Source organism: Cellulomonas aerilata (assembly GCF_007991755.1).
Lineage (GTDB): Bacteria > Actinomycetota > Actinomycetes > Actinomycetales > Cellulomonadaceae > Pengzhenrongella > Pengzhenrongella aerilata.
Genome location: NZ_BJYY01000001.1, coordinates 586917 through 600598, shown reverse-complemented (window position 1 = coordinate 600598; position 13682 = coordinate 586917). Strand labels below are relative to the sequence as shown.

The 13682-nt window shown below is 75.6% G+C and carries 11 protein-coding genes; 4 read left to right on the top strand and 7 right to left on the bottom strand.

Annotation, left to right across the window (positions count from 1 at the left end):
- Window positions 1-53: 53 nt before the first annotated feature.
- Window positions 54-1505: an HNH endonuclease signature motif containing protein gene (locus CAE01nite_RS02680; RefSeq protein ID WP_146899452.1), complete on the top strand. Its 1452-nt coding sequence runs from the start codon at window positions 54-56 to the stop codon at window positions 1503-1505.
- 312 nt (window positions 1506-1817) lie between these two features.
- Here CAE01nite_RS02680 and CAE01nite_RS02670 read toward each other — a convergent pair whose 3' ends face one another.
- The 3 genes from CAE01nite_RS02670 to CAE01nite_RS02660 form a co-directional block, all read right to left on the bottom strand.
- Complete coding sequence (locus tag CAE01nite_RS02670) at window positions 1818-3545, bottom strand: trypsin-like peptidase domain-containing protein (protein WP_146899449.1); 1728 nt, start codon at window positions 3543-3545, stop codon at window positions 1818-1820.
- Between the two features lie 64 nt (window positions 3546-3609).
- Window positions 3610-5517 carry a 2-succinyl-5-enolpyruvyl-6-hydroxy-3-cyclohexene-1-carboxylic-acid synthase gene (gene menD, locus CAE01nite_RS02665; RefSeq protein WP_146899446.1) on the bottom strand — a complete coding sequence of 636 codons (1908 nt, stop codon included), beginning with the start codon at window positions 5515-5517 and terminating at the stop codon, window positions 3610-3612.
- Between the two features lie 28 nt (window positions 5518-5545).
- Window positions 5546-6466 carry an o-succinylbenzoate synthase gene (locus tag CAE01nite_RS02660; protein ID WP_146899881.1) on the bottom strand — a complete coding sequence of 307 codons (921 nt, stop codon included), beginning with the start codon at window positions 6464-6466 and terminating at the stop codon, window positions 5546-5548.
- Between the two features lie 187 nt (window positions 6467-6653).
- On the opposite strand from CAE01nite_RS02660, the gene CAE01nite_RS02650 reads away from it, so the two are divergent.
- On the top strand, window positions 6654-7610 hold the full coding sequence (locus CAE01nite_RS02650) for a 1,4-dihydroxy-2-naphthoyl-CoA synthase (RefSeq protein ID WP_146899443.1): 957 nt from the start codon (window positions 6654-6656) through the stop codon (window positions 7608-7610).
- A 31-nt stretch (window positions 7611-7641) separates the two neighbouring features.
- On the opposite strand, the gene CAE01nite_RS02645 is transcribed toward CAE01nite_RS02650, so the two are convergent.
- The gene (locus tag CAE01nite_RS02645; RefSeq protein ID WP_146899440.1) at window positions 7642-8715 is read right to left on the bottom strand and encodes a DUF3048 domain-containing protein; all 1074 of its coding nucleotides are present in this window, start codon (window positions 8713-8715) and stop codon (window positions 7642-7644) included.
- A 77-nt stretch (window positions 8716-8792) separates the two neighbouring features.
- Between CAE01nite_RS02645 and menE the strand changes: the two genes are divergently transcribed.
- Both menE and CAE01nite_RS02635 read left to right on the top strand, forming a co-directional pair.
- Entirely contained in the window at window positions 8793-10013 is a 1221-nt protein-coding gene (gene menE, locus CAE01nite_RS02640; protein WP_146899438.1) for an o-succinylbenzoate--CoA ligase, read from the top strand.
- Between the two features lie 23 nt (window positions 10014-10036).
- On the top strand, window positions 10037-10918 hold the full coding sequence (locus CAE01nite_RS02635; RefSeq protein ID WP_146899436.1) for a 1,4-dihydroxy-2-naphthoate polyprenyltransferase: 882 nt from the start codon (window positions 10037-10039) through the stop codon (window positions 10916-10918).
- Window positions 10919-10972: 54 nt separating this feature from the next.
- Here the strand turns inward: CAE01nite_RS02635 and CAE01nite_RS02630 are convergent, their stop codons facing one another.
- Genes CAE01nite_RS02630 through CAE01nite_RS02620 form a run of 3 tightly spaced genes read right to left on the bottom strand, consistent with a single transcriptional unit; the run spans window position 10973 to window position 13550 of the window.
- On the bottom strand, window positions 10973-11839 hold the full coding sequence (locus CAE01nite_RS02630) for a fumarylacetoacetate hydrolase family protein (protein ID WP_146899433.1): 867 nt from the start codon (window positions 11837-11839) through the stop codon (window positions 10973-10975).
- On the bottom strand, window positions 11836-12762 hold the full coding sequence (locus CAE01nite_RS02625) for a C-terminal binding protein (protein ID WP_443092689.1): 927 nt from the start codon (window positions 12760-12762) through the stop codon (window positions 11836-11838). The genes CAE01nite_RS02630 and CAE01nite_RS02625 overlap by 4 nt, the downstream gene beginning before the upstream one ends.
- Window positions 12763-12791: 29 nt before the next feature.
- Complete coding sequence (locus CAE01nite_RS02620) at window positions 12792-13550, bottom strand: GntR family transcriptional regulator (RefSeq protein WP_222595792.1); 759 nt, start codon at window positions 13548-13550, stop codon at window positions 12792-12794.
- Window positions 13551-13682 lie beyond the last annotated feature (132 nt).

Genomic DNA, 13682 nt, shown 5'->3' with positions numbered 1-13682 from the left:
CCGGTGAATCTTCGGAGCGCATCCGAGCCGTGGCGACAGGAGGGAGCATCGAGATGGCGGTCGATATGCCCCCTCCCCCGACACGCGAGGCACCATGGCGGGTGGATGCGTCTTGCCTCCCCACGGAATACGCGCACGCACTCGAGTCGATCCTCGCCGGGGTAGACGAATTGGCCGGACTGGGAACCGGCGCGTTGGACGGGCCGATGGCCGCGACCGTGACGACCGCTCTGGCTTCCCTGACGAGTCGGCTCGAGGTCCTGAGCGCCCGCATGCTGCCGGTGGTCGAGGTGGACGGCCTGTGGGCGCTCGGCGGTGCGCGTTCGTTCTCGCGCTGGGCGGCGACCGAGTACCGCTGGAGCCTGCGGACCGCGCAGGCGCGTGTGCGGCTGGGACGCGCCCTTCGTGAGGACCTCCCTCTGACTGCCCAGGCCGCGACGGCGGGGGACGTCGCGGCCGAGGACGCACAGATCCTGGCGGCCCTCGCTCCGACCACCGAGAGGCGTCGCGAGGCGCTCGCCGACCGGGAGAGCGAGTGCAACGAGGCCTTTCTCGTCGAGCACGCCGCGAGGATGCCGGTCGACCAGTTCCGTTTGCTCGCCCGCCACTGGTCGGCGGCCGTCGACCCCGATGCGGACGATCGCGGGTACGTCGAGGCGTCGGACCGCGAGTTCGTCCAGGTCGACCGGCTCGGCGACGGGTATCACCTGGCCGGGTACCTCACCGTCGAGCACGGCCAAACACTGAGGGCTGCCCTGCGCGCGATCACGCCGGTTCCGGCCGCCGACGACACCCGCACCACGGGCCAGCGCCGTGCGCAGGCCCTCGGTGACCTGGCTCGGGTGGTCCTCGACCACGGGCTGACGGGCACGGGACGGGCTGTGCGCCCTCACATCGGGGTGCTCGTGCCCTACGAGACCATGTGCGCCCTCGCTGCGGGAGCTGCTCGGGCGACGCCGGCGAGCCCGGAGGTCGGGTCGACCAAGGATTGGCGGGCGGTTCGCGACACGACGCTCAGGGCCGAACGTCCCGCCTCCCGGCCCGGGGTGCCGCAGCAGCGCTCCGCACCGCGGCTGACGGCCGACATGCTGATCGGCCTCGGTACCAGCTCGGGGCCGGAGTTCCAGGACGGCACGCCTGTCCCACGCGCGCTCCTGGACAGGCTGGCGTGCGACAGCGAGATCAACCGCTACGTGTTCGGACCGGACTCCGAGCTCCTCGACGTCGGCCGGCGACATCGGACCTTCACCGGCGCGCTGCGCACCGCCATCATCGCCCGAGACCGGCACTGTCGATTCCCGGGATGCCACGCGCCGCCCGCCATCTCCGAGGGACACCACGTCCAGCACTGGAGTCGCGACCACGGCAGCACGTCGGTCGAGAACGGGATCCTGCTGTGCTGGCACCACCATGACGTCGTGCACCGCAAACGCATCGAGATCCATCGACGCGGCAAGCGGTGGGTGTTCGTGGACGACGCAGGGCAGGAGCTGACGGAGTCGTAGCGACGCCGGTGCGGAGCGAGACAGCAGCCGACGCGCAGGGGTGATCCATGGGCGGGCGACCACCGAGGGGCTTGCGACCCGGTAGCAGTGGCATCAAGTACGCCGCTCCTCGGGGGAACACCGCCTCCCATGCGCCTCGACGCCACCGAGGGATCACCTCGATGGCGCCGAGGAGCGTGTGCCCTCAAATGCGACGTGAACCACCTGACCGACCGAAGCGCAATCCGACCGGGCGGGCGGCCCGCCAGGTCCACCCGGTCGGCCCGGTCGGCCCGGTCGGCCCGGTCGGCCCGGTCGGCGGGCGTCGCTCGATCAGCCCTGGTTGCCGAACGGGTCGGACGGGTCGATGCCCGATCCCGGGAAGCCCGGCAGCACGCCCCGGTCCGAACCGTCGTCGGACGAGCCGCTCGGCTCGTCGGCCGGCACCGCCGTCTCCCGCGCGGCGAGCGTGACGGTCACCTCCAGGGACTCGCCGTCGCGCACGACGGTGAGCTTCGCGGTGTCGCCGGCGGTGCGCTCACGGACGTACGCCGTCAGCGACTCCGAACCTCCGACGGCATCGCCGTCGATGGCGACGATGGCGTCACCGGCCTGCAGGTCGGCGGCCGCGGCCGGCGAGCCGTCGGTCACCTCCTGGACCACCGCGCCGCGTCGGGAGACGTCGTCGGCGGTGGCGGTGCCGTCGGTGAGCGAGACGCCGAGGAAGGCGTGCTCCGCGGTGCCGTCCTCGATCAGCTGCTGCCCGACGCTCTTGGCGAGGTTGACCGGGATGGCGAAGCCCAGGCCGATCGAGCCGGTCTGCGAGCCGCCGCTGGAGAGCGTCGCGATCGACGACGTGATGCCGACGACCCGCCCCTGGGCGTCGAACAGCGGTCCACCGCTGTTGCCGGGGTTGATCGCGGCGTCGATCTGGATGGCGTTGGTGACCACGACGTCGGACGTGCTGGTCGCCTCGGCCGACGACGCGGACACCGGGCGGTCCACCGCCGAGACGATGCCCGTGGTCACCGTGTTGGCCAGGCCGAGCGGGTTGCCGACCGCCATGACCGGGGCGCCGACGGTGACGCCGTCGGAGTCACCGAGCGCGGCCGGGGACAGGTCGTCCGGGGCGTCGTCGATCTGCACGATCGCCAGGTCGGTGGACGGGTCGGTGCCGATGACGGTGGCCTCGTACAGGCGTCCGTCGTTCAGCGTGACCTGGACCGTGTCGTTCTCGGCGCCGCTGACGACGTGGTTGTTGGTGAGGATGTGCCCGGCGTCGTCGATGATGACGCCGGAGCCCTCGCCGCCGCCGCTCGCGGTGGAGACCTGGATCGCGACGACGGACGCGGCCACGCTCGCCGCCACCCTCTCCCAGTCCGGGTCGTCCGCGGTGGAGCCGGCCACCGGCACCGTGTCGGTCGAGGTCTGACCGATGGTGGCGACGGAGCTCGCAGTGGGGGACGACGTCGCGCCGTCCGCCCCGAACGCTCCGGTCAGACCTGCGGTCGCGACGCTGGCGAGCAGCGCCGCGGCTGCGGCCGTCCCGACGAGCGGCGTCCAGCGGCCGCGACGCGTCCTGGTGGCGACCGGCGCCGGGTGCTCCTCCCACCCGGCGAGCGGGTCGGGCGTCGGGCTCGCGGCCGGCTGCTGCGGGGTCCCGCCGAGCCACGCGGGCGTCGGGGTGCCTGCCTGCTGCTGCGGGGGGCTGCCGAGCCCGGCAGGGGTCGGTGCCCCGTGCGCGGCAGGAGCCGCGAGGGGCAGGGCCTGCGTGGGGTGCTCCGGGCTGCGGAACCCGGGGTGCTCGGCGTGCGGCGCGGCGTGGTGCTGCGGCTGCGGCGCCGTGTCGTCCCCCGCGGGCGGCGTGAACGGGAGCGGCTGCGTCGGCCGGTCCGGGTGGGCGGGCGCGACGGCGTCCTCGACGTGCGGACCGGTGGTGATCCGCTCCGTGGGCTGGTCGGCGCTCTGCGGCGTCGTCGGGGCGCCTGCACCTTCTGCTGCCCGGGGGGTCTCGTCGTGCTGGTCGTGCTCGGTCATGGTGGCCTCCTTCTCGAGGACCATGAGAGGACGGTGACCTGGGGCGACCCTCCAGAGCCGCTGGGAGTTGTCTGTGAGACCGGCCAGCTCAGCGCACAGCGTCCCGGACCGCCACCGCGATCTGCTCCTGCAGCGCCCGGCGGCGCGAGCGGTCCACCCGCACCTCGACCACGCTCATGCCCGGTCCGGGGGTGGCCAGCGCGACGGCGAGCTCGTCGGTGTCCCGCACGACCTGGTGGCGCACGCCGTACCCGGCGCACAGCGCTCCGAGGTCGGCGCCGTGCGGCGTGCCGAACACCCGCTCGAACACCGCGGCGTGCTCGGGCGCCCCGTGCTCGAGGGTGGCGAAGATGGAGCCGCCGTCGTCGTTGGCGACGAGGAGCTGCAGGTCCGGCTCGGGCTCGAGCGGCCCCCGCAGGAGTCCGCCGACGTCGTGCAGGAACGTCAGGTCACCGACGAGCGCCCTCACGTGGCCGCTCCGACCGGCCGCGCGGACCGCCAGCGCGGCACCGACGGCGGTGCTCACGGTGCCGTCGATCCCGGCCAGGCCGCGGTTGGCCAGCACGAGCGGCGCGCCGTCGGGCCAGGCCGCGACCAGGTCGAGGTCGCGGACCGGGTTGCTCGACCCCATGAGGAGCACGTCGTCGGGGCGGCTGGCGCGGGCGACCTCCCGCGCGAGCTGCGGCCCGGTCACCCGGGGACCGCTGCGCGAGCGTCGGCCTCGCGGCGCCGCGTCGATCACCGCGTCGAGCGCTGCCGTCGCCGCGACCCCGGCGGCCCGCCACCGGTCGAGCCACTCGCCCGGCCGGGACACCGGCGTGACCGGCACGCCGTCCCGCTCGCCGACCAGCCGGGGCGGGACGTCGGCCAGCACCGTGCTCGCGCGACGCGCCGCGTCCGGCCACGTCGCGCCGCGCGGTGCGATGACCAGCACCTCGACGTCGTCGCGACCGAGCAGCGCCTGCACCGGACGGGACAGCGTCGGGCGACCGAGTACGACCGCACGCCGGACGGCGCCGCCCAGGCCGGCCTCGCCGAGCAGCAGCCGGTACACCGGGATCGCGTTCGGGCCGCCGTGGGCGCCGGACGACGGCTCGGCCAGGAGCGGCCAGCCGTTGACCTCCGCGACCCGGCGGGCCACCGGTCCGGCGCCGTCACCGGCGACGACGACGGTGGGCACCACGTCGTCGGGCTGGCGACCGTCGGCCGGTGCCTCGGCGAGCAGCGCGGACCCGCCGCGCTCGTCGGGTGCGGTGGTCACGGCGCCGAGCGCGCCGCGCGGCACCACGGACACCAGCCCGTCGGACGACGGCTCGGGCCACGGGTCGCGCCCGCCGGCACCCGCGCCGCCACCGGCACCAGCACCGCCACCAGCACCGTGCGGTGCCAGCGGCTCGCGGTAGGCCAGGTTGAGGTGGACCGGTCCGGGGTCGCCGGACCGGGCACCGCGGGCCGCCGCGACCGCTCGCCCGACCAGCTGGCGCAGGTCGCGGGACTCCCCCGTCCGGCCGTCGGGGGCGGGGACGTCGACCGCGAAGCGGACCGCGGACCCGTAGATCCCGACCTGGTCGGTCGTCTGGTTGGCGCCCGTGCCGCGCAGCTCGTGCGGGCGGTCGGCGGTGAGGACGACGATCGGGACGCCGGAGTGGTGGGCCTCCAGGACGGCCGGGTGCAGGTTCGCCACCGCGGTGCCGGACGTCGTCACGACCGCGACCGGCCGGGGTCCGGGTGTGCCGTCGCCCTCGACGGCGGCGGTCCCGCGAGCCAGCCCGAGGGCGAGGAACCCGGCGTCGCGCTCGTCGATCCGCACGTGCAGGCTCACCGGGGGCGCACCGGCCGGACGGTCACCGTCCGGGAGCGCCGCGGCCGCGAGCGCGTACGCGAGCGGGGCCGACCGGGATCCCGGCGACAGGACGACGTCGCGCACGCCGAGGCGGGCGAGGGTCTGCACGAGCACCCGGGCCGCCGTCGTCGCGGGGGCCGGGGGCGTGCTCATGCGACCACCGTAGTTGCCGGTGCGGGGCTCACCGGACGAGCGCCTCGACCCGCGCGAGCCGGTCCAGCCAGCGCTCCGCGACGTCGTCGGGCGCCCGCACCGCGTCCAGCGTGCCGAGGCCGGGAGCGGGCCGGGCGACCGTGATCGCGCCGTCCTGCGGCAGCAGCGACACGTCGACGACGTCCGCGGTGAGGAGCTGCGCGGTCGCGAGGCCGCACGCGTACGGGAGCTCGGGCAGCGCCGCCGCGAGCGCGATCCCCGCGGCCAGGCCCACCGAGGTCTCCAGCGCGGACGACACGACGACCGGCAGCCCGACCCGCTCCGCGAGGTGGAGGCAGGCCCGGACCCCGCCGAGCGGCTGGACCTTGAGCACGACGACGTCGGCGGCCTCGGCACGCGCGACGGCCAGCGGGTCGGCGGCGCGGCGGATCGACTCGTCGGCGGCGATCGGGACCGACACGGTGCGCCGCACCGCGGCGAGGTCGGCGACCGACGCGACGGGCTGCTCGGCGTACTCCAGCCCGCCCGCCGCGCGGTCCAGGACCCGCAGCCGCTGGACGGCGGTCGGCACGTCCCAGGCGGCGTTGGCGTCCACCCGGATCGCCCCGCCCGGACCGAGGGCGTCGCGGACGGCCTCCAGCCGGGCGATCTCCGCGCCGACGTCCTGACCGGGCTCGGCGACCTTGACCTTGGCGGTGCGGCAGCCGCCGGACCCCAGGACGATCCGGTGCGCCGTCTCGGCGTCGACGGCGGGAACGGTGACGTTGACCGGGATGCGGTCACGGACCGGGGCGGGGAAGCCGTCGGAGGCCGCCTCGACGGCTGCCCGCCACCACGAGGACGACTCCTCGTCGTCGTAGTCCCAGAACGGGCTGAACTCCCCCCACCCGGCCGGGCCCCGCACCAGCACGCCCTCGCGGACGGTGAGGCCACGGAACCGCGTGCGCATGGGGATCGCGTAGACGAACCGGTCCGCGGCGGGAGGGCGGGGCACGGGCACGAGGGGCTCGGGCACGAGGGGCACGCGGTCGAGGGGCACAGGATCCGGGTCGGGCGTCGCGGGCACCCGCCCAGGCTAGGTCGCGGCACCGACACCCCCGCCGCCCGCACGCGGCAGCGCGATTAGGGTGACCGCCGTGAGCGACGTCCCCTCCCCCGTGTCCGCCGGGTTCGACCCCACGCGCTGGCGCACGGTCGCCGGCTTCGAGGACCTGACCGACCTCACCTACCACCGCGGGGTCGAGCGGCACGACGACGGGTCCGAGCGGGACCTGCCCGTCGTCCGGGTCGCGTTCGACCGCCCCGAGGTCCGCAACGCCTTCCGACCGCACACCGTGGACGAGCTGTACCGGGCGCTGGACCATGCGCGGATGACCTCCGACGTCGGGACGGTCCTGCTCACCGGCAACGGCCCCAGCCCCAAGGACGGCGTCTGGGCGTTCTGCTCCGGCGGTGACCAGCGCATCCGTGGGCGGGACGGGTACCGGTACACCGGCAGCACCGACGCGCAGACCGCCGACGCCATCGACCCCGCACGCGCCGGACGACTGCACATCCTCGAGGTGCAGCGCCTCATCCGGACCATGCCCAAGGTCGTGGTCGCGGTGGTCAACGGCTGGGCAGCGGGCGGTGGGCACTCGCTGCACGTGGTCGCCGACCTGTCGATCGCGTCCCGCCAGCACGCCCGGTTCATGCAGACCGACGCCAACGTCGGGTCGTTCGACGGCGGCTACGGGTCCGCCTACCTCGCGCGGCAGATCGGGCAGAAGCGTGCCCGGGAGATCTTCTTCCTCGCGCGCGAGTACTCCGCCCAGGACGCCGAGCGGTGGGGCGCGGTCAACGAGGTCGCGGACCACGACGACCTCGAGGACCTCGCGCTGGAGTACGCCCGGATCATCGCGACCAAGTCCCCGCAGGCGATCCGCATGCTCAAGTTCGCCTTCAACCTGGCCGACGACGGCCTGGCCGGTCAGCAGGTGTTCGCGGGCGAGGCGACGCGGCTGGCGTACATGACCGACGAGGCGGTCGAGGGCAGGGACGCCTTCCTCGAGCGGCGCGACCCCGACTGGTCGCGGTTCCCGTACGCGTTCTGACCGGCGACCTCAGCCCAGCGTGACCGCGACCTCAGCCCAGCGTGACCGACCCGGTGCCGTTCGGCACCAGCTCGACCCACGTCTTCCCGGGCGCGAGCTGCACCGGCTGCCCGTCCGCCCCGACCAGCGCGAGCGGCGTGGCGAGGTCGTCCTTGCTCCAGGTCGCGGCGACCGTCCTGCCGCCGGTCGCGACGAGCGCCTCGCCCGTGCCGGTGAGCCTGGTCTCGGGGACGGGGCTGCCGGCCGGGTCGGTCGTGCCGGAGTCGATCAGGTCGACGCGCAGCACGACGACGTTCGTCGCCGCGAGCCGCGCCCCGGACGCCGCGTTCGCCGGCGTGCCGGACTCCGACCGCAGCCACGTGGCCGTGGCGGCGTCCCACGTCCACGAGGGCTGCGACGAGCGCGACATCGTCAGCGCGACCGTCCCGGCCGGGGTCCCGCTCGCCGCGGCGGTGGCCAGCTCGGGTCGCCGCGCGATCCGGAACTGCTCGCCGGGCGATGCCTGGTGCCCGGCGTCGGCCTGGGACAGGAACGTCGCCGGGGTGCCGAACACGTTGTGCGGCGCCGCGCGTCCCCGCGTCCGGTAGAAGCCCGGGTCGCCCTCGTCGTGGCTGACGATCTGCAGCCCGGCGTCGGCCAGCGCGCGCACGAAGCCCGGCTGACCGCCGGAGAACGCCATGACGCCGTGCAGGGGCGCGGCGATCGCCGGGTCCATCGGCCGGACGGAGCGGATCGGGCCGACCTCGTCGGGGACGACCGAGTGGTAGACCGCGACGAAGCGCGTGACACCGCCCTCGACGACCTGCTCCCAGACGACGTCGGCCTGGTCCAGGCCGGTCTGCGGACGCACCTCGGGCGGGTTCTCGATCTTGACCGCGAGCGCCGGGCGGTTGACGACGTCGGCGGCGGCGACCCCGGTGAGGGGCCATGTCGGCGGCACGACCGGCTGCGGCGGCGACACCTTGTCCGCGGCGATGTCGGCCGCCCGGGTGGAGGGCACCGGCGCCTCGGTCGGCTCGTCGGAGCAGCCGCCGAGAGCCAGGACGAGGCCCAGTGCTCCGGTGAGGAGCAGGCGGGGGGCGGACGTCCGAGCGAGGGTGTGCACGACGAAAGGCTCCTCTTCGTACCGACCCTGGTGCCGGCGGTCGGCGGTCACTCTACGACGGCCCCTACCCTGACCCGGTGACCCGAGCCCTGCGCGCCGTCCCGGCGGGGCTGGACCGCGTCGACGAGCTCACCGCCGCACTGCGGGCCGCGCTCGACGGGTCGGGCCCCGCGGTGCTGCCGGTCGCCGGCGCGACCGCGCCGGCCCCCTTCGCCGCGCCGGCTCCCTCCATCGCGCCGGCCCCCTCCACCGCGGCCGCCTCCACCGTGCCGGACGACGTCGCCGTCGTCGTCGCGACCTCGGGCTCCACCGGCACCCCGCGCGGCGTCATGCTGTCGGCCGGCGCGCTGCGTGCGTCCGCGCAGGCCACCGACGCCCGGCTCGGCGGCCCGGCGCAGTGGCTGCTGACGCTGCCGCCCGAGCACGTCGCCGGCCTGCAGGTGGTCGTCCGGTCGCTCCTCGCCGGGACCCGCCCGGTCGTGCCGGCACCCGGCAACTTCCGGCCCGACGCGTTCGCCGCGGCCACCGCCCGGCTCACCGGCGACCGCCGCTTCGTCTCCCTGGTGCCCACCCAGCTGCACCGCCTGCTCGACGACGCCGCCGGACGCGCCGCGCTGCTGACCTACGACGCCGTCCTGCTCGGCGGGGCCGCGACGCCGCCGGCGCTGCTGTCCCGTGCCCGCGACGCCGGCGCGGCGGTGGTCACCACGTACGGCATGTCCGAGACCTGCGGCGGGTGCGTGTACGACGGCGTCCCGCTGGACGGCGTGCGCGTGCGCCTGTCGGCCGACGACGCCGTCGAGCTCGCCGGTCCCGTGCTCGCGACCGGCTACCTGGGACGCCCCGACCTGGACGCGGACGCGTTCACGTTCGACCACGACGGCGTCCGCTGGCTGCGGACCTCCGACCTGGGCCGGTCGGACGGCGGGCGGCTGACGGTGCTGGGCCGGGCGGACGACGTCCTGGTGACCGGCGGGGTCAAGGTGGCACCGGCGGCGGTGGAGCGCGCGCTCGCCGAGCTGCCGGGCGTCGGCGAGGCCTGCGTCGTCGGCGTGCCGGACGCCGAGTGGGGGCAGGCCGTGGTCGCCGTCGTCGTGCCGCGCGCCGGCCGCCGGGCCCCGGACCCGGCCGAGGTCCGCGCGCACGTGGCGCGTACCCTGGGGTCGCCCGCTGCGCCGCGGCACGTCGTCGTCGTGGAGGGGCTCCCCCTGCGCGGTCCCGGCAAGGTCGACCGCCGAGCGGTCACCGACCTCGCCACCGCACGTCTGGGACGGCCCGGCCGGAGCGCGGGCACCTGACCGCACGCCCGAACGGAGCCACCATGCCCACCACCGCCGAGTGGATCGCGGGTGCACGCCCTCGCACGCTGCCCGCCGCCGCAGCCCCCGTGCTCGTGGGCAGCGGCGCGGCGGCGCACGCGGCGGACTGGGGCGCTCGCCAGACGCTCCTCGCGCTGCTCGCGTTCGGGGTCGCGGCGGCGCTGCAGGTGGGCGTCAACTACGCCAACGACTACTCCGACGGCATCCGCGGCACGGACGTCGACCGCGTGGGCCCGATGCGGCTGACGGCGTCCGGCACCGCGCGCCCCGACGCGGTCAAGCGCGCCGCGTTCGTGGCGTTCGGTGTCGCCGCCCTGCTCGGGCTGGCCGTGGTGCTGCTCTCGGGGCACCTGTGGCTGCTCGCCGTCGGGGCCGCGTCCATCCTCGCGGCGTGGTTCTACACCGGTGGACGCCGCCCGTACGGCTACCGCGGGCTGGGCGAGGTCGGCGTGTTCGTGTTCTTCGGCCTGGTGGCGGTCCTCGGCACCACCTACGTGCTCGTCGACACGGTGACCGGCCCTGCCGTCGCCGGCGCGGTCGGCGTGGGCCTGCTGGCGTGCGCGCTGCTCATGGTCAACAACCTGCGCGACGTGCCCACCGACTCCCTGGTCGGCAAGCGGACGCTCGCGGTGCGCCTGGGTGAGCACCGGGCACGGCGCGTGTACGGCGCGATGCTCGCCGTGCCGTTCGTGCTCGCCGTGGGCTGCGCGTTCGTCGCGCCGTGGTCGCTGCTCGTGCTCGCGCTCGTCCCGCCCGCCGCGCTGCTCGCGATCACCGTCCGGGCCGGCGCCCGCGGGGCCCTGCTCGTGCCGGTCCTGGCCGGGACGGGGATGCTCGAGCTCGGCTACGGCGTGCTGCTCGGGCTGGGCCTGGCCGTCAGCTGACCGGGGGGCAGCAGACCGGCGAGGCAGCTGGCCACCGAGGCCCAGCCCGGGGCGTCACCGACCGACCACGACCACCGGGTTGGTGAGGGTGCCGACCCCGGCGACGTCGACCGTGACGACGTCACCCTCCGCGAGCGTGAAGGAGCTGTCCGGGACCAGCCCGGTCCCGGTGAGCAGGACGACGCCGGCCGGGAAGTCCAGGGCGCGGGTCAGCCAGTCCATCAGGTCCGGGAAGGTGCGCTTCATCTGGTCGGTCGCGGTGGTGCCCTCGAACACCGTCTCGCCGGCCCGGTCGATCCGCACCGACACCCCGAGCGGCCCGTCCCCGAGCTCCCACGCCGGGACGATCCCCGGACCCAGCGCGCAGGACCGGGTGTAGACCTTGGCCTGCGGCAGGTAGAGCGGGTTCTCGCCCTCGATGGAGCGGCTGCTCATGTCGTTGCCGGCGACGTACCCGAACAGCTCCCCGCCGCTGTTCACCACGAGCCCGACCTCCGGCTCGGGGACGTCCCAGCCGGAGTCGACCCGGATCCCGACCGGCTCGCCGTCCGGCACGACCCGCTCGGGCGTGGACTTGAAGAACACCTCCGGGCGGTCCGCCTCGTAGACCAGGTCGTACATCGACGCGTGCGCGGACTCCTCGGCCCGCCCGTCGCGGCTGCGCCGGTACGTCACCCCGGCCGCCCAGACCTCCTGACGGTCCACGGGCGCCAGCGGGCGCACCCCCTCGGCCGTCCCGTCGCCCGGTCCGGCCGGGTGGGTCGCGCCCTCGACGACGGACCGCGCCTCGGCGAGCGGCAGGGCGAGGAGCTCGGCGAGCGTGACGGGCAGCGAGCTGTCGACCGTGGCGCCGTCCTGGGTGCGCCGCACCACCCACCGCGGTCCGTCGGCGGCCGGGAGCTGGACGAGGAGTGTGGTCACGAGGGAGAACCTCCGGTGGTGAGGACGTCGAGGAGCCGCGAGGCGGCCGAGGCGCGCAGGCGGCGCACCGAACCCGGCGAGAGCCAGGCGACATGGGGGGTCACGAGGACCCGGGGGTCACGCAGCAGGGGGTCGTCGGCGGCCGCCGGCTCCTGCCACCAGACGTCCAGGCCGACGCCGGCCAGCCGGCCCTCGGCGAGGGCCGCCTCGAGCGCGGTGCGGTCGACCAGCCCCGCGCGCGCGGTGTTGACGAGGAACGACCCGGGCGCCATGAGGGACAGCGCATCGGCGCCGACGACGCCCTCGGTCGCGGAGGTCAGCGGCGCGTGGACGCTGACCGCGGTGCTGCCCCGCCACAGGTCCTCGAACGCCACCGGCTCGGCCCCGGCCGCGCGGACGTCGTCGTCGGCGACGAAGGGGTCGTGGGCGAGCACCCGCATCCCGAACGCCCGGGCGCGGACGCCGACCTCCCGGGCGATCGCCCCGAAGCCGAGCAGGCCGAGCGTGCACACGCCGACCTCCAGGGGGTCGGGCAGGTCGCCGCGGACCGGCCACTCGCCGCGGGCGGCGGCGGCGGACCACGCGGGGACCCCGCGCAGGAGGGACAGCAGGAGCGTGGTCGCGTGGTTGGCCACCTCGGCCGAGCCGTAGTCCGGGACGTTCCGGGCCTCGATCCCCAGCGTCCGGGCGGCGGCGAGGTCGACGTTGTCCATCCCGATGCCGTACCGGAACAGGGCCTTCACGTCCGTGTCGGCCGCTGCCCGCAGCACGCGCTCGGTGATCGGGGCGTACTGCACGAGCAGCCCCACCGGGCGGTGCGAGCGCAGGGCCTCCAGGACGTCGTCCTCCGTCCGGCACTCCGCGTGCACCACCCGGTAGCCGGCCGGCTCGAGGGCCGCGCGCTCGAGGTCGGCCGGGCCCATGTCGTTGTCGGTGATGAGGACGGTCGGTGTCATGTGGGCGGCCCCTCCGTCGCGGCCGTGGTCGAGCGCTTGAGGAACGAACGTTCTCCGTGGACGGCGAGCTCGGCGAGCACCGCGTCCGGGTCGCCCGCCTCGATGACGTCGAGCAGGTGCCGGTGGCGGTCGACGTGCTGGGTCAAGGTCTCGAACTCGTGCTCGCGGGTGTAGAGGTTGCGCGCCATGCACAGCATCAGCTGCTGCTGGACGGCGGCGTAGGAGTCGTCCAGCCGACCGTGCCCGGCCAGCGCGACGATCGACGCGTGGAACACGTAGGCGTGCTCCACGAGGCTGCCGCGGTCCTCGTCACGCGCGTCCCGCTCCATGCGCTCGAGGGCGTCGCGGCACGCCGCCAGCCGTGCGGGGTCGCGCACCGGGATGCCGAGCTCGACCGCGAGGCGCTCCAGGGCGGACCGCAGCGTGAGGATCTCGAACACGTCCTGGTCGGTGAGGATCGTCACCGTCGAGCCGCGTCGCGGCCGGGTCTCGATCAGGCCCTCGTGCTGCAGCAGCCGCAGCGCCTCGCGCAGCGGCGGCCGGCTGATGCCCAGCTCCTCGGTGAGCCGCTCCTCGATGAGCCGGTCCCCGGGGGCCAGCCGCCCGGACAGGATCATCTTGCGGATCTCCTCGGCGGCCAGGTGCACGAGGCTCGGCGCGTCGATCCGGGGGCCGGCCGGCTCCCGGGGCGCGGTGAGCACGGGCGCCGTCAGCGCCGTGGTGGACCCCACGAGGGGCTTGGCGGTGGTGTTCACGGGACCTCCCACGGGCCGCGGGGACGACGGCGTCCAGGACGAGCGTGACGCAGATCCGGCCCTTGCGCCTCTTGTGTCGTCTGTTGTAGACAATAGGCCATAGCGCGACGGCGGGCTACACCCTGGGACTCC

What these genes read in the sequence shown, in the direction of transcription:
- menD (WP_146899446.1), bottom strand. Translation starts at nt 5,517, where the DNA reads ATGAGCACGCCCCCGGCCCCCGCGACGACGGCGGCCCGGGTGCTCGTG.
- CAE01nite_RS02660 (WP_146899881.1), bottom strand. Translation starts at nt 6,466, where the DNA reads ATGCGCACGCGGTTCCGTGGCCTCACCGTCCGCGAGGGCGTGCTGGTG.
- CAE01nite_RS02670 (WP_146899449.1), bottom strand. Translation starts at nt 3,545, where the DNA reads ATGGTCCTCGAGAAGGAGGCCACCATGACCGAGCACGACCAGCACGAC.
- CAE01nite_RS02680 (WP_146899452.1), top strand. Translation starts at nt 54, where the DNA reads ATGGCGGTCGATATGCCCCCTCCCCCGACACGCGAGGCACCATGGCGG.
- CAE01nite_RS02625 (WP_443092689.1), bottom strand. Translation starts at nt 12,762, where the DNA reads ATGGGCCCGGCCGACCTCGAGCGCGCGGCCCTCGAGCCGGCCGGCTAC.
- CAE01nite_RS02635 (WP_146899436.1), top strand. Translation starts at nt 10,037, where the DNA reads ATGCCCACCACCGCCGAGTGGATCGCGGGTGCACGCCCTCGCACGCTG.